Source organism: Mesorhizobium sp. WSM4842 (assembly GCF_055901575.1).
Genome location: NZ_CM148372.1, coordinates 1,361,174 through 1,383,824, shown reverse-complemented (window position 1 = coordinate 1,383,824; position 22,651 = coordinate 1,361,174). Strand labels below are relative to the sequence as shown.

The 22,651-nt window shown below is 61.2% G+C and carries 22 protein-coding genes; 5 read left to right on the top strand and 17 right to left on the bottom strand.

The window, feature by feature from the left end; all coding sequences use genetic code 11:
• Positions 1-169 precede the first annotated feature (169 nt).
• Together AC0NIE_RS06485 and AC0NIE_RS06480 are read right to left on the bottom strand one after the other, a co-directional pair.
• Complete coding sequence (locus tag AC0NIE_RS06485; protein ID WP_473486271.1) at positions 170-1,414, bottom strand: tyrosine-type recombinase/integrase; 1,245 nt, start codon at positions 1,412-1,414, stop codon at positions 170-172.
• A gap of 263 nt (positions 1,415-1,677) precedes the next feature.
• A complete protein-coding gene (locus AC0NIE_RS06480) occupies positions 1,678-3,456 on the bottom strand; it encodes an AIPR family protein (RefSeq protein WP_473486270.1) in 1,779 nt (592 codons plus the stop codon).
• A 377-nt stretch (positions 3,457-3,833) separates the two neighbouring features.
• Between AC0NIE_RS06480 and AC0NIE_RS06475 the strand changes: the two genes are divergently transcribed.
• On the top strand, positions 3,834-4,475 hold the full coding sequence (locus AC0NIE_RS06475; RefSeq protein ID WP_473486269.1) for a class I SAM-dependent methyltransferase: 642 nt from the start codon (positions 3,834-3,836) through the stop codon (positions 4,473-4,475).
• Between the two features lie 20 nt (positions 4,476-4,495).
• Here AC0NIE_RS06475 and AC0NIE_RS06470 read toward each other — a convergent pair whose 3' ends face one another.
• Positions 4,496-5,479 (bottom strand): Tim44 domain-containing protein, encoded by a 984-nt coding sequence (locus AC0NIE_RS06470; RefSeq protein WP_473486381.1) that lies wholly within the window; start codon positions 5,477-5,479, stop codon positions 4,496-4,498.
• 192 nt (positions 5,480-5,671) lie between these two features.
• Between AC0NIE_RS06470 and AC0NIE_RS06465 the strand changes: the two genes are divergently transcribed.
• Complete coding sequence (locus AC0NIE_RS06465) at positions 5,672-6,580, top strand: alpha/beta fold hydrolase (RefSeq protein ID WP_473486380.1); 909 nt, start codon at positions 5,672-5,674, stop codon at positions 6,578-6,580.
• A 169-nt stretch (positions 6,581-6,749) separates the two neighbouring features.
• Positions 6,750-6,968: a hypothetical protein gene (locus AC0NIE_RS06460; RefSeq protein ID WP_473486268.1), complete on the top strand. Its 219-nt coding sequence runs from the start codon at positions 6,750-6,752 to the stop codon at positions 6,966-6,968.
• A gap of 111 nt (positions 6,969-7,079) precedes the next feature.
• On the opposite strand, the gene AC0NIE_RS06455 is transcribed toward AC0NIE_RS06460, so the two are convergent.
• Together AC0NIE_RS06455 and AC0NIE_RS06450 are read right to left on the bottom strand one after the other, a co-directional pair.
• On the bottom strand, positions 7,080-7,289 hold the full coding sequence (locus tag AC0NIE_RS06455) for a type II toxin-antitoxin system PemK/MazF family toxin (protein WP_473486267.1): 210 nt from the start codon (positions 7,287-7,289) through the stop codon (positions 7,080-7,082).
• A gap of 19 nt (positions 7,290-7,308) precedes the next feature.
• Positions 7,309-7,719 carry a DUF3024 domain-containing protein gene (locus AC0NIE_RS06450; protein ID WP_473486266.1) on the bottom strand — a complete coding sequence of 137 codons (411 nt, stop codon included), beginning with the start codon at positions 7,717-7,719 and terminating at the stop codon, positions 7,309-7,311.
• An 81-nt stretch (positions 7,720-7,800) separates the two neighbouring features.
• On the opposite strand from AC0NIE_RS06450, the gene AC0NIE_RS06445 reads away from it, so the two are divergent.
• Positions 7,801-8,190, top strand: coding sequence for a hypothetical protein (locus AC0NIE_RS06445; protein ID WP_473486265.1), 390 nt, complete (start codon positions 7,801-7,803; stop codon positions 8,188-8,190).
• 84 nt (positions 8,191-8,274) lie between these two features.
• Here the strand turns inward: AC0NIE_RS06445 and recQ are convergent, their stop codons facing one another.
• The 9 genes from recQ to uxaC form a co-directional block, all read right to left on the bottom strand.
• Positions 8,275-10,119 (bottom strand): DNA helicase RecQ, encoded by a 1,845-nt coding sequence (gene recQ / locus AC0NIE_RS06440; protein ID WP_473486264.1) that lies wholly within the window; start codon positions 10,117-10,119, stop codon positions 8,275-8,277.
• 460 nt (positions 10,120-10,579) lie between these two features.
• A complete protein-coding gene (locus AC0NIE_RS06435; protein WP_473486263.1) occupies positions 10,580-10,918 on the bottom strand; it encodes a cupin domain-containing protein in 339 nt (112 codons plus the stop codon).
• A gap of 21 nt (positions 10,919-10,939) precedes the next feature.
• On the bottom strand, positions 10,940-11,707 hold the full coding sequence (gene kduD / locus AC0NIE_RS06430; protein ID WP_473486262.1) for a 2-dehydro-3-deoxy-D-gluconate 5-dehydrogenase KduD: 768 nt from the start codon (positions 11,705-11,707) through the stop codon (positions 10,940-10,942).
• Entirely contained in the window at positions 11,704-12,561 is an 858-nt protein-coding gene (gene kduI, locus AC0NIE_RS06425; protein WP_473486261.1) for a 5-dehydro-4-deoxy-D-glucuronate isomerase, read from the bottom strand. The genes kduD and kduI overlap by 4 nt, the downstream gene beginning before the upstream one ends.
• 27 nt (positions 12,562-12,588) lie before the next feature.
• Positions 12,589-13,365 carry a FadR/GntR family transcriptional regulator gene (locus AC0NIE_RS06420; RefSeq protein WP_473486260.1) on the bottom strand — a complete coding sequence of 259 codons (777 nt, stop codon included), beginning with the start codon at positions 13,363-13,365 and terminating at the stop codon, positions 12,589-12,591.
• A gap of 9 nt (positions 13,366-13,374) precedes the next feature.
• On the bottom strand, positions 13,375-14,655 hold the full coding sequence (locus AC0NIE_RS06415) for a TRAP transporter large permease (RefSeq protein ID WP_473486259.1): 1,281 nt from the start codon (positions 14,653-14,655) through the stop codon (positions 13,375-13,377).
• Positions 14,656-14,660: 5 nt separating this feature from the next.
• A complete protein-coding gene (locus tag AC0NIE_RS06410; RefSeq protein ID WP_473486379.1) occupies positions 14,661-15,188 on the bottom strand; it encodes a TRAP transporter small permease in 528 nt (175 codons plus the stop codon).
• A gap of 103 nt (positions 15,189-15,291) precedes the next feature.
• Entirely contained in the window at positions 15,292-16,269 is a 978-nt protein-coding gene (locus AC0NIE_RS06405; protein ID WP_473486258.1) for a TRAP transporter substrate-binding protein, read from the bottom strand.
• 36 nt (positions 16,270-16,305) lie between these two features.
• Complete coding sequence (gene uxaC / locus AC0NIE_RS06400; protein ID WP_473486257.1) at positions 16,306-17,715, bottom strand: glucuronate isomerase; 1,410 nt, start codon at positions 17,713-17,715, stop codon at positions 16,306-16,308.
• A gap of 176 nt (positions 17,716-17,891) precedes the next feature.
• Here uxaC and AC0NIE_RS06395 point away from each other — a divergent pair, with 176 nt between their 5' ends.
• Entirely contained in the window at positions 17,892-19,376 is a 1,485-nt protein-coding gene (locus tag AC0NIE_RS06395; RefSeq protein WP_473486256.1) for a mannitol dehydrogenase family protein, read from the top strand.
• A 51-nt stretch (positions 19,377-19,427) separates the two neighbouring features.
• Here AC0NIE_RS06395 and lepB read toward each other — a convergent pair whose 3' ends face one another.
• The 3 genes from lepB to atpD all read right to left on the bottom strand — a co-directional run bounded on the left by lepB (position 19,428) and on the right by atpD (position 22,589).
• Positions 19,428-20,345: a signal peptidase I gene (lepB, locus tag AC0NIE_RS06390; protein WP_473486255.1), complete on the bottom strand. Its 918-nt coding sequence runs from the start codon at positions 20,343-20,345 to the stop codon at positions 19,428-19,430.
• Positions 20,346-20,483: 138 nt separating this feature from the next.
• A complete protein-coding gene (locus AC0NIE_RS06385) occupies positions 20,484-20,891 on the bottom strand; it encodes a F0F1 ATP synthase subunit epsilon (RefSeq protein WP_473486254.1) in 408 nt (135 codons plus the stop codon).
• A 114-nt stretch (positions 20,892-21,005) separates the two neighbouring features.
• A complete protein-coding gene (atpD, locus tag AC0NIE_RS06380) occupies positions 21,006-22,589 on the bottom strand; it encodes a F0F1 ATP synthase subunit beta (RefSeq protein WP_473486253.1) in 1,584 nt (527 codons plus the stop codon).
• Between the last annotated feature and the right edge of the window lie 62 nt (positions 22,590-22,651).

Sequence of the window (22,651 nt, the reverse complement as noted above, 5' to 3'; positions counted from 1 at the left end):
TGAGCGGAACCGTCTAGAACACTACGCATCTTTTCACCGATGTCGACAAGCACTACGGATGTTAAAATGCGCGAGCTTTCGTCTCCTATTTCCTCTTATTTCCTCTAGTTTTGTGTGCCAACAACCCCCTAGAGGGTGGACCAATCGGGTCTGTTACCCTGCCGTGTCGTTACGCAGAAATCGGCTGGCGGTCGAATAGAACGACCTTGCTGGCTACGTCGAGATAGTCGGCCCAATCCTGCATAAGGCGACGACGCTTCGCCAGCGCATCGGTTCGTCGATAAGCTTGCTCGGCACTGTCGCCGACAACATGGGCCAATGCCGCCTCGATGATTTCGCGCTGATGAGGTGTCTCGTCGGTCGCCCAATCCTTGAAGGACGAACGGAAGCCATGAACGGTAAATTTCCTGAGCCCCATTCGCTCCTGCAGGAGCGCGTCCATTGCGTTCGTCGACAGAGGCTCGCCGAGCTTCTGGCCGGGAAACACGAAGCCGTCGTCGAGTAGCCGAACACCATGCAGTTCGCGCAAGATGACCTGCGCTCGCTTGGACAGCGGCACGCGATGCTCGCGGCCACCCTTCATGCGTCCGGCGGGAATGGTCCATATATCCTTGTCGAGATCGATCTCCGGCCAGCGCGCCCCGTAGACCTCGCCTGAGCGGGCAGCGGTCAAAATTGCAAATTCCAGTGCCCGCGCGCTCGTTGCCGGACGGTTCTGCAGTCGCACCACAAATGCGGGAACGTCGGCATAGGGCATCGCGGCGTGGCGGCCGCGTTGCAGCTTCTGTCGCCTCGGCAGCAAGGTCGACAGATGTCCGCGCCACAGCGCCGGGTTCTCGCCTTGACACCAGCGCCGCGCCTTGGCGTAGGCTAGTACGCGTTCGATACGGCCGCGAAGCCGCGAAGCCGTTTCTGCCTTTTCGGCCCAGATCGGGGTCAGCACCGAAAGCACGTCTTCGGTTGTGATCTGGTCGACCGGCTTGCCGATCAGGTTAAGGCAATAGCCCTCTTTCGTGAGCGTCCCGTCCTCGTCGCGTCGCCGGGACAGGGTATAGTACCACTGGTCGCTGTGCTTGGCGTTCTTCCATCCCTTTTCCATAGAGGCGAGCAGCTTGTCGGCGACCTCCCCGAAGGCCGGCACGGCCTCTTTGCGGCTCTCGACGAGGGGATCGCCGCCGGCCGCCACCATCCGGCGGCAATCGGTGGCCTTGTCGCGGGCATCGGCCAGCGAGACGGCAGGATAGGCTCCAAGCCCCATCGCGGTTCGCTTACCGCCGGCCTTCCACATGAACAGCCATGCCCGCGATCCAGACGGCTTGATTTCGAGATAGAGCCCGCCACCGTCCGCATGACGGCCCGGCCTGTTTTCTGTCTTGACCTTACGGTCGGAGAGTTTGTTGAGACTGCGTGTCATATCTGCCTTCACTTTGGCCAAGATAGCTGCACCGTTAGCTGCACCTTTGAACTCGGATTGTACCGAATTATTCCGGATAGTACAGAACACAGAAGTGCCAAAGCCTTGGTTTAATGCGGCTTTTCGGGACGGTATGGAACCCCGCAGAACGCTAGTTTGACGGTCTCCCTCTCCGCCATTTTTTCAACTTTGCAAACGAGGGAGCGTCGGTCTAACCGTAGCAGTGAGGCCAAAGCTCGCGTATGCCGGCTCTCTCAGATGCTCTAGCTCTCTGTTGCAACGAGAGGGGGAACGACCTTTTCTCGAAACGTCGATGCAAAGGTTTCGGAGCGGATGGCGTCTCGAATGCGCTCTTGAGTGACCACCCCCGTGTCTTTCAGACGCTCCTCGACGATTTTAACCACATGCGTGATCGCGTCCTTCAACCCTTCTTCGTTCTTGCATAATTCCAGTAATGCATCGGCTACGCTAGCCAGTTTTGGCTTTTTCATCGCAAATACGTTCTTAGCATCTGTAAGCCTAAGTCCTATTCCAGCAAGGATATAGTACCTAAAGGTCTTGTAGCCATTTTCAATACGCTGATTTCTCCAAAGAAACTCCAACTTGTAATACAGGTACGCCACAGCGTGATAAATTCGAACGTCTTGGTCGTCTAAAACAATCATATTTTGGTACTCAGAGAGAATCCCGCGATAGTCTCTTGCTGCTCGCTGAGGCTGGAAAAGCAAACATGCCGCAACAGCCTTCATCAGAACCGACGGCTGCATTACCCGAGTTCGCTCAACGTCCTGATTTCGGTACTGGTTATCGCGTCGCTCAAAATAGATAATCTCTTCAGCGTCAAGACTGCGGCAATACTCCTCGAAACTTTTCATAAAAGGACGAAGAGCCCAAAACTGCTCATCTCGAACTGGATTCTGCCTGTTTGTACCAACAATAATCGAAGAGACGAATTCATCGTCTTTGGACCCAATCAAACGGAATGGAACCTGAATCGTCGCCATTAAATTCATGTCTCCCTCGCCACCGCCATTTTCATCGCCATGGACGAGGTCGAAAATAACATTACTTGTTTGGCAACCGTTGACGATCTGAAAATCTTCAAGGCGGAATCGGTCACCAGTTCTATCTATATTCTTCGAAACAACAGTTATTCCATTGTTACGAAACACAAACTCTGCCCCACCCCCAGCACGCACGCTTTCCTTAATTGCAATATTGATCTTGGACTTCGGGTCGTAGTCCCGGATATTGTCAAAAAACACCGACCTGTTGATACCAACAACTTCCCCATCGGCGTCTCTGGAGATGTAAAGAGCTAGCAGATTCTCAGCATCGATGTAACCGATATAGGCTTCCTCAACATGCTCGTTGGTGGGCATAACTACGTTTCGTTGAAATTCAATTTCCACTTCTACTGCGGTTGTGGCAGCTCGATACCATTGTTGAAGGTCGCGAGCTCCAACTATCTCAATACAAATGGTCTTGGAGTCAAAAATATTTAGCTCCTCAAGTTCAACACGGAATCCCGCACGAAGTTTCTCAATCCTGGCTGGCTGCTCATAATTCCCTGTCGCCACGTAGTAGCAGCTAATCTTTGGATTTCGTTTGCCGACACCACGTTCGTATATGGCATCCGTCGCACCCATGAGGTCATCAATCGCGCCACTCTCACCTTTTAGGCTGCCATCGAAAAACCCCGAGACCGCGTCAAAAAATTTCGAGATGTCACCATAGTCGTACCCGGTGCTCGTTTTGGCTTGAAAAAAAATGAATTCGATAGACGGGTTATTTATTGAAGCTAATTTTTCTTCGGCCTCCTGGCGATTATTCACCAGTTCACCCTGAATTACTATTGCAATTCCATCTACGCCGAATTCATCGCCGTCCAGATGCACGTCATAAGCATCCACGCTTTCTCCAAGCAATCCATTTAGGATTGAAAAAATGCTGTAAATTTCGAACTGCTTTTCTTGTGTGTAAGCTGTAATTAAATTGGCCTTCGCGAAGTCACGAAGTTGAGCACGGATCACTGGATTCATGGGAATTCACTTCGGTCAGCGTTAGGATAACGGTTCAGATCATAACGAGACGGCGCTTCAATTTCTAGGTGAGAGGCACACTTTCTGACGATATTCGCTTCCCTTCCGTCTAAGCGAGCCGAGGTTTGTATACTGACACGCTCCTCGAACATGGATCGTAGTTCATCCTGCCGTTCCTTGCTCCACCTCCCCGTCGCGACCGCTCCCGGACGGTATGCTGTCCAGCGGGCATGACTTGCATAGGGACAGCGAGGCCATACGATATCTGAGGCAACAGAGCCGGCGGCGCCGCCGGTCTTCGCGGTAGCGGACGGGCTCGAACAGTTCGTTCCTGCGCCTGTCAATAGAGCAAGGTCGCGATCTGAGGAGCAGCCATCATGAGCATAGCGAGCGACGCCCGTTTCTGGGACCGGAGTTCACGGAAGTACGCCATGGGTGCGATCGCGGATCAGGCCGGATATGAGCGCACGCTGGACCGGACCCGCGCCCTGTTGGGACCAGGCGACAGGGTGTTGGAACTGGGCTGCGGAACAGCAACAACAGCGCTCCGGCTGGCGGGCGATGTTCAAGACTATCTTGCAACGGATATTTCCGCTGGAATGATCGCGATTGCCAATGAGAAACACGCCGCTGGCCCCATCCCGGCGCTTGTCTTCCGCACCGCGACCGTAGAAGCGCTTACGCCTGACGCGGCGCAGTCTAACGCGGTTCTGGGATTCAACTATCTCCATCTGGTCCGCGACCTGCCTGGCACGCTGCGCCGCATCCACGCCTTACTTGCAGCGGAGGGCTTGTTCATCTCCAAGACACCCTGCGTCGGGGATATGAACCCACTCATCCGGCTTGCCTTATTGCCCGCGATGCGCGCGATCGGCAAAGCACCCCATGCAGGCGTCTTTCGGGCGGCAGACCTGAGCCAGCATATATCTGCCGCGGGCTTCGACGTACTTGCCACTGAAAGCCACGCAACGAAGGGCAACGACAACCGTCCTTACATCGTGGCTCGCAAGAGGACGTGAACGGCCGAGGTTGCCATGTCTCAGTCAGGCTGCTGTATTGCCGCGAGCTTCCAGTCGCCACCGTTCTGGCGCGTGAAGGTCCACAATTCGGTTGTTTCCGTCGGCCGATCGGCTTCGCCGGCCACGATCTTGCCGCTGGCGCGATCGCGCATCACGTCGAGAGACTCGTAGCGCAAGGCAGCCGTCGCGTAGTCGCGCTCATCTTCCCGCCAGCTCTCCGCAATGTCGGCCTCCAGCAGGCTGACGTTCGACACCTCGTTCCTGACGCCGTTTTTGGCATTGTCGGCAAGTTCTTCGGACAGGTAGGACACCATCTCGGGGGTCGCCAGCCGGCGCAAGCCAGCATGGTCTTCGCGCCCGAACGCTTCCTGAACTTCCGTCAACCGTTGCTGGAACGTGTCGAGGTCGGCCGGCGTCATTGTAATTTCATCGGACGCCGGAGCTGTCCGGCCAAATCCAGACCCGATGCCTGGAATGGGGAAAGACGAGACGTTGTCCGCCTCGGGTTGGGCTGCCGCGTTTCGCCCAAAGTTCCCCATGCCCCGCGGAACACCGGCCATGGCGGGCGCCTGGTTGCGTGCCGATTGCGACCGGAAAAAGCGGATGATCAGCATGATCGCGCCGCCGATCAGCAGTCCTTGAAGAAGCAGGCCCAATATGCCGGCCAAGCCGCCGAACCCTTGGCCCAAAAGAAGTCCGATCAGACCGCCGAGCAACAGGCCGCGCATCATCGAACCGCCGAGGCCGTTGAAGAACCCTGGCCTTTGCGATGCCGGCGTCTGGCGGGCCGCATTGTTCGTTACGGTGTTGGGCGTCATCGAGCGCTCGACCGGCGCGGCCGGCTGTGGCGCCGTCCTGGTCGGCGGGACCGACTGGAAAGTGCGCGTGCCGCGGCTGCCGAAGCTGCCGCCACGCCGCGCCTCAGCGTGATCGGCCGCGACCATCGAAAATGCCAGGAACAGTCCTGCAAACAAAACTGCAAACCGGCTCGAACGCGAAATCATCATAGCAAATCCCTAGGCGACATTCTTTCCGCTCATATGGGTGCGCCGATCGAAATATTAGTGCCCCGCACCTTCCGTGTTCAGCCATTGAGGAGAATTCCAGGACCGCCTTCTCCACCCGGCACGGCAGCTGACCGTGATCCTTCTAGCACCTTGTGCGTTGTTGCCGGAGGCTCCCGAGGGAGACGAACGGTGTTCGCAGGTTTCAGAGCCACCAGCTTGCGACTGGACGACACGATCATTTTCGCAAGGATCGGCGGGACCGGTCCGCCGCTGCTGCTGCTTCATGGTTTTCCCGAAACGCATCTGATGTGGAGGGATATCGCCGTGGCCTTGGCGCCGCGCTTTACGGTGATCGCCGCCGATCTTCGAGGCTATGGGCGAAGCGGCTGCCCGGTCTCCTCTGCCGATCACAGCCCATACGCCAAACGCGCCATGGCCGGCGACATGGTGCAAGCCATGAAGCAGCTTGGGTTTGAGCAGTTCATGGTTGCCGGACATGATCGCGGCGGGCGGGTCGCCTATCGCCTGGCACTCGACCACCCCGATGAAATCTCCAAAGTCGCCGTCCTCGACGTCATCCCCACCGCCGCCGCGTGGGATGGGGCGGACGCCAGACTGGCTCTCGCCTTCTGGCCCTGGAGCCTTCTCGCGCAACCGGCGCCGCTGCCGGAGCGACTGATAGGCGCAGCGCCCGACGCGATCGTCGACAATGCGATTGTGCAGTGGGGATCGCCGGCAGAAGTGTTCTCTGCACAGGTCAGGGACGCCTATGTCGATGCCCTTCGCGATCCCGTTCATGTTCATGCGATATGCGAAGAGTATCGGGCCGCTGCCACGGTCGATCGTGAACATGACGCGCTGGACCAGGCAAACGGTCGTCGCATTGAGTGTCCGCTGCTGGCACTATGGAGTAGCGAAGGCGGGCTCGAGACCTGGTATGCCGGGGAAGGCGGACCGCTGGCTATTTGGAGGAAATGGGCCGACAGAATTGCAGGAAGCCCCGTTCCAGGCGGGCACTTCTTTCCAGAAGAGCACCCTCACCAGACCGCAGCGGCTCTCTCGAAATTCTTCGAGGATAATAGAGGGAATGACGCGTAGAGCAGAGTGATGTAGAGGTTCACATGCCTCCTTCGCCCGTCCGGCGTCAAATCTGCTTGATAAAATGAAAGCCATCTCTACAGCCGCGCCTCTGATATGCAGCCTCGTGTTTGTCGGAGGTTGCGCATCGCCCTTCCACGCATCCTTTGATGCCGCGAAATACGACAGGATGAGCTGTGTCGAACTCAACGTGGCCATGGGCGAAGTCGCCAAGGAGATGTCGGCGACAGCGATCACTCGGGGCAAAGTCGCGAAAACCAAAATTCCGGACTGGCTTTGGGGCGCCCGGCGTGTCGCCTCTACCGTCGCTGCCCGCCAGAGCGCGAAAATCGAGCAGTTGCGGCAGCAGGAGGCTGCGATCGCAGCGGTGAGACGAAGCAGGTGCTGATAGCGGCGCCGGCGTGAGAGCCTGCTGCCGAAGGCCGAAAATGATCGATTTCGCAGGACATGGCATTGGAGCCGAGGCTCGACGGCTCCGTGAATTCGATCATCCCCACAGTCACGGCTTCAGTCTTGGCGACACGGCCAAGCCGAGGAAGACGATAACGGCCTGGTTGAGGCGCAGGATGTCCGCATCGTCCAACCGCCCGATATTCGCGCCGATCTTGGACTTCGGGACCGTGGCAATCTTGTCCACCATCAGTCGGCAGACGGCGAGCAGCCCGTTGCACTCGTTCGGTTCGATGGCCAGCCGATGCCGACACTGCAAGCAGGCCGGCGATAGTGATTCAGACTGGATGCAGAATACCGTCCGTTTCGAGAATACGAAGCGCCTCGACGAGCGTCTTGCCGGCGTAAAGCCGCCACCATTTGCCCGTGTGCCGCATCCAGTAGATATCGAATTGATCTGGCCCCACGCGATCGATTCTGGCGAAAGCCGCGTTGAACTCCTCGCCGCGATTGTGTTCCATGCCCGACCGGTAGCGCTGGATGAAGCGGTATCGACCGGCTGCCCAGGAGCCGCGGATATCGATCACGTAATTCCATTCGGTCGATCGGATCTCGGGTAGGAACCGAGGTTTCAGGACGTCACGGATGAACGTCTCGCAGGCCGCGACGATTGCTTGTTTTTCCCGCTCGTCGGCCACGGCCAGCCTTCCGGCACGCGGCGCGATGACCCATTGTTTCCTCTTGGCCACGCCCTTGATCCACCCTTGCGTCGCTGATTTATCTCATATGCGGATAGCGATATTCTGCCGATTCACGGGAGAGCAGCAAGCATGAAACCGGACCAGCGGGCAAGAAAATGGATCGCCAAGAAGGCCAAGCTGGGCGTGCGCAGTTATCCCGTCGGCACCATCGCCTTCTATGGCCCCGATAACCTCCGCGCCACGAAGGTGGCGGTGGGTATCGTCCCCGCCCCTCAATCCGAGGCGACGATCCTGCGTCGCTGGTTTGTCGAAACCGGCGACGTTCGGAGGAGCGATACGATCTTCGCCGAGATCGCCGCGTTGTTGCGCGGGCATGGGGTGCATTCCGTAGCGATGGTGGACGGAATTCTCGGCTGTCCGCACGAGGAGGGAATCGACTATCCGGAAGGCGGCACTTGCCCGAACTGCCCGTACTGGGCAGGGCGAGATCGTTGGACAGGCGAGCTCGGTAAGAACTGATGCCCGACAGGTGGATTCGTGGGCTATAGCGCAGATGAAGGACACTTCATCCCGCACGGTCCATCGTCAGCGTATTGGATAACCTCAGACCGACACCCCGGATTGGTGCGAAGCGATTGCGCCGAGGAATATCTCACCGAATTCCCTGAGCTTGGCGGCACCGACGCCGTTGACCGCGGCAAAGGCGTCGAGGTCGCGCGGGCAGCGTTCGGCCATATCGATCAATGTACGATCGGAGAAAATCACGAAGGCCGGCACCTGGCGCTCCCGGGCGAGTCGCAGTCGTACCGACTTGAGCGTGGCCAAAAGCGCGGCATCCAGGTCTTGCGTGCCCGCGGCAACGTCCGGGGTGGGACGTGTCTTGCCACGCGATGCGTGCCGCGGCGCCTCTACGCGATACCGGAACGGGACCTCGCCGCGGGCCAGCTCACGGCCCTTTTCGGCGATGGCGAGGCCGCCATGGCCGCCTGAGTCCAATGTCAGAAACCCTCCCGCGACGAGCTGGCGGACCAGGGACAGCCAGACATTCTTCTTGTGCGCCACACCGGTCCCGAAGCTGGCAAGCCTGTGGTGGTTCCTGGCCAGGACCTTCTCGGTTTCATGGCCGAGCAGAACATCGACGATTTGGGCAGCACCGAAGCGCTCGCCGGTTTGTGCGATGGCAGCGAAGACGATCCGTGCCTCCGCCTCGCCATCCGCATGCGGCGTCTGGTCAAGGCAGTTGTCGCAATTGCCGCAAGGCATGGCTGATTCGCCGAAGTAGCCAAGCAGGATCTGGCGACGGCACTGGGCCGTTTCGCAATAGCCGATCAGCGTATCGAGCCGGCCATGCGCGCGTCTTTTATGCTCCGCCGGCGCGTCCTCGTCGTCGATGAAAAGCCGCCGCATGCGGATATCGCCGAGACCGAAGAGCATATGTGCCTCGGCAGCCCGCCCGTCGCGGCCCGCGCGCCCGATTTCCTGATAATAGGCTTCGAGGCTGCCCGGCAGGTCGGTGTGGAAGACATAGGCGACGTCAGGCTTGTCGATCCCCATGCCGAAGGCGATGGTCGCCACCATCACGACACCGGACAAGCTCATGAAAGCGTTTTGATTTGCTTCACGCGCGTCCTTGCTCATGCCGGCATGATAGGCCAGGGCGCGCACCCCGTTCTTCTCGAGGAACGCCGCCATCTCTTCCGACTTCTTGCGCGACAGGCAATAGACGATCCCGCTGCGGCCGGCATGACGCTGCACGAAGCCCAGCAATTGGCGCTTGCTGTCCTGCTTGGCCTCGATGCCGAGCTTGATGTTCGGCCGGTCGAAACCCAGCACCAGGGTTTCGACGCGCCCGGCGAACAGCTGCGCGGCGATATCGGTGCGCGTCGCCTCGTCCGCTGTCGCCGTCAGCGCAATGATCGGCACATCAGGGAAAATGTCGCGCAGCCGCGACAATTCTTCATATTCGCGCCGGAACGCCGGGCCCCATTGGGAGATGCAATGCGCCTCGTCGACAGCGATCAGCCGGATATCGAGCCTGGCCAGCGCCTCGAGCATCCGCGCGGTCATGAGCCGCTCCGGCGCAAGATAGAGCAGGCGCGTCTGGCCCGCCGCAACGCGGCGCCATGCGGCGACATTGGCATCGCGGTCGAGTGAGGAATTGATCGTATCGGCGGCCACGCCGGCAAGACGCAATGCGGCGACCTGGTCCTGCATCAGCGCCACCAGCGGCGAAACGACAATGGTGAGCCCGCCCAGGACCAGCGCCGGGACCTGGTAGCAGAGCGATTTGCCAGCGCCGGTCGGCATGACAGCCAGCACATGATGCCCGGCCAGCAGCGCCTCCGTCACCGCATCCTGGCCGGGACGAAAATCGTCGAAGCCGAACACGTCCTTCAGGACGCGCCGCTTGGGATCCTCCGCCCGGACGCTCGCCGCCGCTACCTGCATCAGGGAATTTCTACGATCGGCGCCGCCCGAAAAGGCAGCGTGGGAACGGCCAGTTGCGACGCGACCTGCCACAGCTCCCCCGCGAAGCTCCAGATGGCTGCCTTGACCGCAGATTCGAATTTTCGATCACCCCTCAAGTCCCGTCTCCGTCGGCGCCGTCTGAAGAATATCTCCCTCATTGGCGGATATGGGATCGTGATTCCAGCCCCTATTCGCTTTGGCTGTGAATATCGCGTCGGCTCTGGCGCGGTTAATCCTATCTTCATCATAATTCGGCAAGTTCAGGTTCTGCGGTGATGTTTTGAGTACCGCGGCGCCACAAGCGCCCAGGCAACACGCCCGCGTCTCTCCGGAGGCGCGGGCTTTTCGTTTGCGGGATGTGCTGGAAGGAGGCGGCGAAAACAGGCGATTCTGCTCTTCGGGCCGGACACACGCCGCAATGACCTGCGTTCGCTCGCCCTCAGTCGATAAAATCGGCGCGGTGCGGTGTAAAACTGTCGACGAGGCGGCCGGCCTCGAGCGCCTTGACGCCGTGGATCAGGTTGGAAGGGACAATGAAGCTGCTTCCCGTTTCCAGGACCTCGGTCCTGCCGTCGATGGTAACCTCGAAGCGTCCTTCGGCTATGTAGCTCGCCTGGACATGCGGGTGCGAATGCAGCGCACCGACACCGCCCTTGTCGAAACCGAACTCGACCATCATCAATTCGCCCGTGTACAGGAGCACACGCCTGCGATTGCCATCCGGGGTCGGCGTCCATGCGCCCTCGCCGGCGTGCGAAAAGATCTTCGTTCCAGTCATCGCCAAATCCTCATCATGGCCTCATCGCGCCAGCCAGCCGCCATCCACCGGCACCACCGCGCCGTGCATGTAGTTTGACGCCGGCGCCAGCAGGAAGACGGCCGCGTCGCCGATGTCTTCCGGCCCGCCCCAACGCCCGGCCGGAATGCGCGCCAGAATGGCGGCGCTGCGGTCTGGATCGGCACGCAGCGCCTCGGTGTTGTTGGTTTCGATATAGCCGGGCGCAATACCATTGACGTTGATGCCTTTCGACGCCCATTCGCAGGCGAGCAACCGGGTGATGCCGAGCACGCCGTGTTTCGAGGCGGTGTAGGAGGCGACGCGGATGCCGCCCTGGAAGCTCAGCACCGAGGCGATGTTGACGATCTTGCCGCGCCGTCCGGGATCGGCAAGCACGCGCCGGGCAAAGCACTGGCTGAGAAAAAAGACCGTCTTCAGATTGACGTCTATGACATCGTCCCAATCGGCTTCCGCCAGATCGACGGCGTCGGCGCGCCGGATGATGCCGGCATTGTTGACCAGACCGTCGAGCGGTCCGGTTTCGTCCCAGATGCGATCGAGTATCGCCTGGGCAGCGGCATGGTCGGCAAGATCACAACGCACCGCCTCGAAGCGTCCGCCCGCCGTCGCGACCTTTTCCGCCGTCTCGTCCATCGCCGAACGGCCGACGCCGACCACAGCACCGCCGGCGCGCGCGATCGACAGCGCGATGCCTTGGCCGATGCCGGTGTTGGCGCCGGTGACGAGGACGCGTTTGCCGGCCAGGCTGAAAGCAGAGAGGTCGCTCACCGCAGCTCTTCCATCGCTACCGGATCGACATCGGTGTAGTCGATATTGTCGCCGGCCATCGCCCAGATGAAGGCGTAGTTGGAGGTGCCGGCGCCCGAATGGATCGACCATCCCGGCGACAGCACTGCTTCCTCATTGCGCATGACGAGATGACGTGTCTCGTCCGGCTCGCCCATGAAATGGAACACGCGCGCCGCCTCCGGCAGGTCGAAGTAAAGGTAGGCCTCCATGCGCCGGTCATGCACATGGCACGGCATGGTGTTCCAGACCGAGCCTGACGCAAGCTGGGTCATGCCGACGACGAGCTGACAGGTTTTCACACCCTCGGCATGGACGAACTGAAAGATCGAGCGCTCGTTGCAGGTCGCCTGGCTGCCGAGGTCGAGCCGCTTGGCATCGCCGATGCGGATCAGCTGGCTGGGATAGCTCTGATGCGCCGGTGCGCTGAGCAGATAGAACTTGGCCGGCTCGGCTGGATCGACTGAGGCGAACGACACCTCATTGGCGCCCATGCCGAGATACAGCATGTCGCGCGGCTGCAGCTCGTAGGACTGGCCGCTCGCCTTCACGATGCCGGCACCACCGATATTGACGGCGATCATTTCGCGGCGATCGAGAAAGTTCTTTGTCCCGGTCGGCTTGATCGCCTGCAGCGGCAGCGGTGTCCCGTCAGGCATGGCGCCGCCGACGATCATGCGGTCGTAATGGGTATAGGTCAGGCCGAGGCGGCCTAGGTGAAAAACGCCTTCGATCAGGAAATTATGACGAAGCTCGTCCGTCCCCATCGCCGCGGCAGTAACAGGGTCGATGGCGAAGCGCGAGGTGAAGTCGGTGTGATTGTCAGTGTGATTCATTGCTGTCCCATTGGGCTGCCTCGTTGGTCATTCGGTTGCCGCGGCCTTGACCGAGTCGGCATAAAAAATCTGACGTGCGTGCAGGCGCTCGCGATAGCGCTGCTGGCTGGCGGTGAGATGCGCGCGCATGGCTTCGCGCGCGGACTCGGCATCGCCTGTCATAATGGCGTTCAGGATCACCAGATGCTCGCCTTGCAGCCCACGCTGGTAGACGTCGGATTGGGCGAGCTCGGTGGACCACGGCGATGTCACGTCGCAAGGAATGGCGCGCCGGCCGAGCACGTCGAGCATCTCGACATAAAACGGATTGTTGGTGGCGCTGGCGATCGCGCGGTGGAATGCAAGGTCGGCCGGACCTGTCGGCTCGCTGTTGAGGAGCAGCCGCTCGAACTCGAAGAACGCCTCCTGGATCGCTGCTTCCTGCGCGGCGTTGCGACGGATAGCAGCGAGCCCGGCGGATTCGATCTCGATCGCCAGCCGCACCTCAAGTACGTTGAGTGCGATCGAATCCTTGCTGCCCATGTCGGCGGCAAGCGCGCCGAACATCGTCGAGATATGCTCGGTGACGAAGACCCCGGCGCCCTGGCGCGGCTCGACCAGACCGTCGGCGGCAAGCTTGGCCAGCGCTTCGCGGATGACGGTGCGGCTGACCCCGAAGGTTTCGGTCAGCTGGCCCTCGGTCGGCAGCTTTTGGCCCGGCTGGATCTCGCCCGCCTGCAACTGCTTACGGATCGCCGCGACCACGGTCTCCGACAGCTTGGGCTTGCGTTCGATCTTCAGGCTGATCGCCGTATCCGATGCCATTGCTAACCCCTATTTGAAGACGCTCGGCAGCCACAGCGAGATGGCCGGAATGTAGGTGACGAGCCCCAGCACCAGGAGGCCGGCCCCATAGAACGGCCAGATCGAGCGCATCGCTTCCCAGACGGATATCTTGCCCACTGCGCACGCCACGAACTGCACCGCGCCAACCGGCGGCGTGTTCAGCCCGATGCCGAAGTTGAGGATCATGATGACGCCGAAATGCACCGGATCGACGCCGTAGGCCTGCGCCACGGGCAGGAAGATCGGCGTGCAAATGATGATCGTCGGCCCCATGTCCATGAACGTGCCGAGGAACAGCATCAAGAGGTTGAGCAGGAGAAGCACGACCAGCGGATCTTCCGAGATCGCGTTCATCGAGGCTATCAGCGCTGCCGGCACCTTCAGGAAGGCCATCAACCACGAGAACGCCGCTGCCATGCCGATGATGAGCAGCACCATGGCCGTGGTGCGCACGGCACCATGGGTGGCATGAACGAAACCTTCCCAAGTCATCTGCCGGTAAACCAGGACAGTCACGAGCAACGCATAGATGACGGCGATGCAGGAACTCTCGGTGGCCGTGAAAACGCCCGATCGTACGCCGCCGAAGATGATCGCGATCAGCAGCAGGCCGGGCACCGCGACAGCGAAGAGATGCGCGACGGCGGCGAAGCCCGGAAACGGCTCGGTCGGATAACCGCGAGAGCGCGCCACGAAGTAGGCGGTGATCATGAGAGCCAGAGCCAGGAGCAGGCCCGGGAGGATGCCGGCGGTGAACAGGTCGGCGATGGAGATCTTTCCGCCTGCCGAGATCGAGTAGATGATCATGTTGTGCGACGGCGGCAGGAGCAGCGCGATCAGCGCCGCCATCGAGGTGACGTTGACGGCGTAATCCGCTCCATATCCACGCGCCTTCATCTGCGGGATCATCAAGCCGCCGACCGCCGCTGCCTCTGCCACCGCGGAGCCGGAAATGCCGCCGAACAGTGTAGCGGTTGCGATGTTGACCTGCCCGAGGCCGCCACGCATGTGGCCGACGAGCGAGCCGGCGAAGGCAACGATCTTACTGGCGATACCGCCGCGCACCATCAAGTCGCCGGCGTAGATGAAAAACGGAATGGCCAGCAGCGAAAAGACGCTCATGCCGGAATTCAGGCGCTGGAACACGATGAGCGGCGGCAGGCCCATGTAGAGGACGGTGGCAAAGCTTGCAACGCCGAGGCAGAAAGCGATCGGCGTGCCGATAAGCATCAGAACGGTGAAGACGCCAAAGAGTATCCAGAGTTCCATGGCGATCAGACCTTCACGTTGGCTGTGTCGAGTTCGGCTGCGACTTCCGCCGGCGGCAGTTCATCGAGCGCGTCGTCGATCGGCGCACCGGAAAGGCGAAGCACGATGCGCTCCAGCGTGAAGAGCACAATGAGCGCGCCTCCCGCGACAAGCGGGACGTAGTCCCAGCCCCCCGATATGCCGAGCGACGGCAAAGTGGCGCCCCAGGTCAATGCGACCAGCTGGCTGCCGTACCAGATCATGCCGATGCCGAAGGCGAGCGCGACGAGGTCCGAGATCATCCTCAGCCAACGCTTGCCGCCTTTCGGCAGCACGTAGAGCAGGACGTCGAAGCCGAGGTGATAGTTCTCGCGCACCCCGACGGCAGCGCCGAGAAAAATGAACCAGCTCATCAGCATCACCGAGGCCTGCTCGGTCCAGCTCGGCGAGCGGTTCAGAACGTAGCGGCCGAACACCTGCCAGGCGACGAAAGCGGTCATCAGCACCAGCCCGACGCCGGCAATCCACAGCGCCGCCGTGCTGACACGCGACATCACCCGCGCGATGCCAGACAGGCGCGGTCTCTGTTCTGAGCTGGAGGTCACCGGTTCTCTCCACAAGAGGATGGCGGCGCGGAATGCCCGCGCCGCCGCTTGATCACTGCACGGCCTTGATGGCCTCGACCATCGCCTTCAGCTTGTCGTCCTTGACGTGCTTTTCGTAGACCGGGCCCATTGCGTCAATGAAGGGCTGCTTGTCCGGCGTCGTGATCTGCGAACCGGCCGCTTCGACCTTGGCACGCGATTCCTTGACCTTGGCGGCCCACAGCTCACGCTGCTTGGCGACGCTTTCCTTGGCGGCCGCCTTTAAGATCGCCTGGTCTTCCGGCGTCAGCTTGTCCCAGCTCGACTTCGCCATGACGAAGGCTTCCGGGACCATCGTGTGCTCGTCGAGCGAATAGAACTTGGCGACTTCCGCATGCTTGGCGGTGTCGTAGCTCGGAAAATTGTTCTCCGCACCGTCGATAACCCCGGTCTCGATCGCCGAATACACCTCGCCATACGGCATCGGCGTCGCGTTGGCGCCGAGTGCCGCCACCATGTCAACGAAGATGTCGGACTGGATGACGCGGAACTTCATGCCGGCCATGTCGGCTACAGAGTTGATCGGCTTCGTCGAATTGTAGAAGGAGCGCGCGCCGCCGTCATAAAAGGCGAGCAGCACCAGCCCGACCTGTTCGAACGCCGCCGCGATCTGATCGCCGACCGGTCCGTCCATGACCTTGTGCATATGGTCTTCCGAGCGGAAGATGTAGGGCAGCGAGGGCACGGTGGTTTCGGGGATGAGCCCGTTGAACGGCGCCATCGAGACGCGGTTGAGGTCGATCACGCCGGAGCGCACCTGCTCGATCGTGTCCTTTTCCTCGCCGAGTTGCGCGGAATGATAGACATCGACCGAATAGCGGCCGGCCGTGCGCTCCTTCACAAGCTCGCCAAAATATTTGACAGCCTCGACCGTCGGATAGCCGTCCGGGTGCGTGTCGGACGAGCGCAGAACCGTCTGGGCGCTTGCCGTTCCGGCCATCAGTGCGGCGGCAAGTAGCGTAGCTCCCGCCAGTCTAGAAAAATGCAGCATTGGTTTCCTCCCGTTGAACGATGGCGGCAAGCGCCGTTAGATCCGGTACGCCTTTTTTGCGAGCGTATAGGCAAGTTCCTGCGCCAGCTCGTGCGCCTCGTCCTCGCGGAGCCGGTGCTCGGCGACGAGACGCGCAAGAAAGGCACAATCGACCCGACGCGCCACATCGTGGCGAGCCGGGATGGATGGAAAGGCGCGGGTGTCGTCATTGAAGCCGACGGTGTTGTAGAAGCCGGCTGTCTCTGTGGTCATCTCGCGGAACCGGCGCATGCCCTCCGGGCTGTCGTGGAACCACCAGGCCGGCCCGAGCTTCAGCGCCGGGTAGACGCCGGCGAGGGGCGCCAGTTCGCGCGCATAGCTGGTCTCGTCGAGCGTGAAGAGGATGATTGTAAGGTCGCGCTCCAGGCCGACGCAATCGAGCAGCGGCTTCAGCGCCGTCACATAGTCGGTTCTGGTCGGGATATCGAAACCCTTGTCTCTGCCGAATTTCTGGAAGACGGCAGGCGAATGATTGCGCCAGGAGCCGGGATGGATCTGCAGGACCAGCCCGTCGTCGCGGCTCATCTTAGCCATTTCGGTCAGCATCTGGGCGCGAAACAGTTTTCGCTCACGCTCGTCGTCCGAGCCTCGGCGGATGCGGTTGAACAGCTCCTGCGCGGCGGCATCCGACAGATTGGCGGTCTCCGCCGTCGGATGGCCGTGATCCGACGCGGTCGCGCCGAAACTTTTGAAGAAGGCCCTTCTTTGGTGATGCGCATCGAGATAGCCGGCCCAGGTGCCGGTGTCGCAGCCGGTGATGTCGCCGAGCCGATCGAGATTGGCAGAAAAGCCTTCGAAATCGGGATCGATGACGGCGTCCGGCCGATAGGCGGTGACGACGCGGCCCTCCCAGCCGCTGTCGCGGATCATCTGGTGCCATCTGAGATCGTCGAGCGCGCCTTCGGTCGTCGCGATGACCTCAATGTTGAAGCGCTCGAACAGCGCTCGCGGGCGAAAATTCTCCCACTGCAGCAAGGTCGAAATCGTGTCGTAATGGCGGTCGGCGGTTGCGGTCGTCAGCGGCTCTTCGATGCCGAACAGATGGGCAAGCACATGATCAAACCACAGCCGCGTCGGTGTGCCGCGGAACAGATAATAGTGCTCGGCGAAGCGCCGCCAGATCGTCCTGCCGTCGGTCTCTACCGGTGAGCCGTCGAGCGTCGGCACACCAAGGTCCTCGAGCCGGACGCCCTGGCTGAACAGCATACGGAAGATGTAATGGTCTGGCACAACAAGCAATTGCGCCGGATCGGGAAATGCCTCGTTGAGCGCATACCAGCGCGGATCGGTGTGGCCGTGCGGACTGACGATCGGCAGATCCTTGACAGCTGCGTAGAGATCGCGGGCAAGCGAACGCGGATGCGCCTCCGAGGGAAACAGCAAATCCGGATCGGTCAATGCGGCCACGTCGTTCCTCCCAACCCGGCCATCGGTAGGATCGGAAGGAAATAATGTCAACATACAAAAAATAGATTGTTGTATGATGACTTTAACGCAACGTCAGCCCATTGTGCGGGAACGAAACGGATGTTACGCCGCATGCCGGCCACGCCCGGCACGAGCTCGATCAGACCCATCGCACGATGACAGACAGACGCCTCTCCAACAGCACGCGGCAGGCATTGCCGGCCTCGGTCGCGGTCCCCGGATACGACCGCAACCGCGTCGTACCCGGCATCGTCCATCTCGGCGTCGGCGCATTCCACCGCGCCCATCAGGCAGCCTATGTCGACGACTGCCTGGCGGCAGGAGAGACAGATTGGGGCATTGTCGGCGTCTCACTGCGCAGCGCCGACACACGCGACGCGCTGGGGCCGCAGGACGGGCTCTACACGCTGGCGGTCAGGAGCAGCGACAGCGAAAGCCTGCGCGTCGTCGGCTCGATCCTGTCGATGCTGGTGGCCCCGGAAGATCCGGGCGCGGTGCTGGCCGCGCTGACTGACCCGCGCACCTCCATCGTCACGCTGACGATCACCGAAAAAGCCTATCTCAGGGTGGCGGGTGGCGGATTGGACACGGCGCATGCCGACATCGTCCACGATTTGGCAAACCCGCACACGCCGCGAACGGCGCATGGTTTTCTGGCCGAATCGCTTGCGCGCCGCCGTGCCGCCGGTATCCAGCCATTCACCCTGCTGTGCTGCGACAATCTCCCCGCCAACGGCGCCACGCTGCACCGGCTGCTGGTCGAATTCGCCGCTTTGCGCGGCACCGATCTCGCCCGCCATATCGCCGACGAGGTGGCGTTTCCATCGAGCATGGTGGATCGCATCGTGCCGGCGACCACCGATGCCGACCGGGCACGGATATCAGGCCAACTCGGCGTCGAGGACGCCTGGCCTGTCATGACCGAGCCGTTCTGCCAATGGGTGGTCGAAGACGATTTCCCCGCGGGCAGGCCGGCCTGGGAAAGGTTCGGGGTCACCATGGTCGGTGATGTGGGGCCGTTCGAGGACATGAAGCTGCGCCTGCTCAACGGCTCGCATTCGGCCATCGCCTATCTCGGCCTGCTCAGCGGCCATGAGACGGTCGACCGCGCCTTCGCCGATCCGGCAATCCGGCAATTCGTCGACGGATTGTGGGCCGAGGCCATCACGACGCTGCCGAAGGACGCCGGGCTCGACACGGCCGACTACACAGTCCAGCTCGCTAAGCGTTATTCGAACACCGCGCTTGCCCATCGGACGGCGCAGATCGCTAATGACGGCAGCCAGAAACTGCCGCAGCGAATCGTTGCCTCCGCCATGGAGCGGCTAAGTGCCGGCGCCCCGCCCGCCTATCTGATGCTGGTGGTAGCCGCCTGGATCGCGGCTTGCGAGGCGCGCGGCAAATCCTTGCCGGAAAGCCATTTCACCGACCCGCTCGACTTGGCCTTAGCTGCACTCGACACTCGGCATCTGTCGGCTGGCGAAACGGTGGCGGCGGTGTTCGACCTGGCCGGCTTCGCCAAGGGCGGTGCTGAGCGCCTGACGCTGATCGACCTCGCGGCCGCGCATCTCGAACGCCTGCGGCAGGGCGGTGTGGCTGCTGCTTTCACAGCGCTGGGCATACAGAGTGAGAAAACATGAGGCAGAACCGCGCCCAGTCGTGCGTGCGGTGGAAGCGCTGACGACTTGAAGCTATTTGCCTGTCAGACCGTCCAACGTGTGCCGTGACGAGTAGTCGATACCTCTGGAGTTCCAGAACAGGCGAACGCCCTTGCCGACCAAATTTTCATACGGAATAGTGCCCATATCAAAACGGCTATCGGCGGAACTGTCACGATTGTCCCCAAGCATGAAGTAGCGGCCGGCCGGGACGACAACAGGCCGCGTGTTGTCGCCCATCGATCCGTCGATCACGTCGAGGACCGAGTAGGAGACGCCGTTCTGCAGTGTTTCGCGCTGCATTTTGGCCGACCGGATCTCCTCGGAGGAGTAAGAGCCGGTCTCTTCAAGCTTCACTGCCTGATCATTGATGTGAAGGACGCCGTCGATTATCTGGATCTTGTCGCCAGGAAGGCCGACAATGCGCTTGATGTAGTCGGTACTGGGATCAGACGGCCGCCTGAAAACTGCGATATCGCCGAGCGCCGGCGCTGTGTCGAACGTCCGCCCTTCGATCGGCAGCAAGCCAAAAGGGACGCTGTAGCGGCTGTAGCCGTAAGCAAATTTGGACGCAAACAGATAGTCGCCGACCTCAAGCGTTGGCACCATGCTGCTGGCTGGTATTGAGAATGGCTGAAACAGGAACGACCGGATCGCTAACGCAGCCAGAGACGAGGCCAGAAAGGCCAGCACCAGAACCGAAAATCCATGTGCGTACCATTTGTCCGGTTTGAATCGATGCGCAAAGGGAACAACGAGCACCACCGACAAGATCGCTATGCCGATACTTGAAAGATTGGCCAATCCGGAAAGATCGATGCCAGGCAAAACCGGGAATCCGATGTAGCAAAGGGCGATGCTTGCGGTACTGATCGCGACCAAGCTTGTGACAGCCAGCTTGCCGCTTCCGATCCAAAGAAATCCGCCGAACGGACCGCCAAAGGCCGACACCAGGGCCGCCGACCATCTGGATCTCGATTTTGTTTCTTTAGTCACAGGCTACCGCCCCCAAGGCAGACGAGGCAGGACTGTCCATCAAATAAAAAAGCGAGGCAAGCCTCGCTTTGCAATTGCCCGGACTGATCTTCTTCAAGCCGGCAGGATGGCGCCTTCGAGTGTGGTGAGCTGGCTAAGGAACTGCTCGGCCTTGCTGCGCGTCTCGTCGTCCTTGGCGTCGGCGACGTCTTCCCTGGCTTCCTGGATGCGGCGGGCGAGGTCGGCGCGGTCGATGTCCCCGACGGCTACCGCCGATTCTGCCAGCAGCGTGCAGCCGGCCGGAACGATGTCGGCGAAGCCGCCGAACACCACGTAACGTTCTTCCTTGCCTGCCGCGGTCTTCACCGTGACGACGCCCGGCTTGATCGTGGTCATGACTGGCGCGTGATGTGCCATCACTGTCATCTCACCTTCGGCGCCAGGAATGACAACGGATTCGACCTGCTCGGAGACAAGCAATCGCTCCGGCGAGACCAGTTCGAATTTGAAAGCTTCAGGCATGATCAACTCAGCGAATGGTGAATGGTGAATGGTGAATGGTCCGAAAGACCTTCACTCAGCCCCGATTTCCTGTCCGCTGCTCCCATTCACAATTCACTATTGACCATTCACCAATCACGCCGCTTCGGCCGCCAGGCGCTGTGCCTTCTCGACCGCTTCTTCGATGCCACCGACCATGTAGAAGGCGGCTTCCGGCAGGTGGTCATAGTCGCCGTTGCAGAGGCCCTTGAAGCCCTTGATGGTGTCGGCGAGATCGACCAGCTTGCCCGGCGCGCCGGTGAACACTTCGGCGACGAAGAAGGGCTGCGACAGGAAGCGCTCGATCTTGCGGGCGCGGGCGACCGTCTGCTTGTCCTCTTCCGACAGCTCGTCCATGCCCAGGATGGCGATGATGTCCTGCAGCGACTTGTAGCGCTGCAGGATCGACTGCACCTGGCGCGCCACCTGGTAGTGCTCTTCGCCGACAACCATCGGGTCGAGCATGCGCGAGGTCGAATCGAGCGGGTCGACGGCCGGATAGATGCCCTTTTCCGAGATCGCGCGGTTGAGCACGGTCGTCGCGTCGAGGTGGGCGAACGAGGTCGCCGGCGCCGGGTCGGTCAGATCGTCGGCCGGCACGTAGATCGCCTGCACCGAGGTGATCGAGCCCTTGGTCGTCGTCGTGATGCGCTCCTGCAGCGCGCCCATGTCGGTGGCCAGCGTCGGCTGGTAGCCCACGGCCGAAGGAATACGGCCGAGCAGCGCCGACACTTCGGAACCCGCCTGCGTGAAGCGGAAGATGTTGTCGACGAAGAACAGCACGTCCTGGCCCTGGTCGCGGAAATATTCCGCGACCGTCAGGCCGGTCAGGCCGACGCGGGCGCGCGCACCCGGCGGCTCGTTCATCTGGCCATAGACAAGCGCTGCCTTGGATCCTTCGCCGCCGCCCTTCTTGTTGACGCCGGACTCGATGAACTCATGATACAGATCGTTGCCTTCGCGGGTGCGCTCACCGACGCCGGCGAACACCGAGAAGCCGCCATGCGCCTTGGCGACGTTGTTGATCAGTTCCTGGATCAGCACCGTCTTGCCGACGCCGGCGCCGCCGAACAGGCCGATCTTGCCGCCGCGGGCATAAGGTGCCAGCAGGTCGAGAACCTTGATGCCGGTGACCAGGATCTGCGCTTCCGTCGACTGCTCGACATAGGTCGGAGCCGGCTGGTGGATAGAGCGCATCTCGATGCCGTCGACCGGGCCCGCCTCGTCGACCGGCTCGCCGATGACGTTGATGATACGGCCGAGCATGCCAGGACCGACCGGCACGGTGATCGGTGCGCCGGTGTCATAGACGTCCTGGCCGCGAACCAGACCTTCGGTCGAGTCCATGGCGATGCAGCGCACGGTGTTCTCGCCAAGGTGCTGGGCCACCTCGAGCACGAGGCGATTGCCGACATTGGACGTTTCCAGCGCGTTCAAGATCGCCGGCAGATGTTCGCCGAACTGCACGTCGACAACGGCACCGATGACCTGGCGAACCTTGCCGGCCAAGCCAGTCTTCTTGATGGCAACGGTCGGCGCCTTCGCCGCGGCTGCCTTGGCGGGCGCAGCCGCCTTCTTGACCGGAGCGGCTTTCGCTGCCGCTGCCGGAGCCTTTGCCGGTGCTGCCGCCTTCGCGGCGGTCTTCGGGGCCGCCTTCTGGGGGGTCGCTGCTTTCGCCATCGTCTTTACCCTTTTCGTCTCTTGTTTCTCACGCGATCCGCCTGAAGGTCGCTGACCTTCAT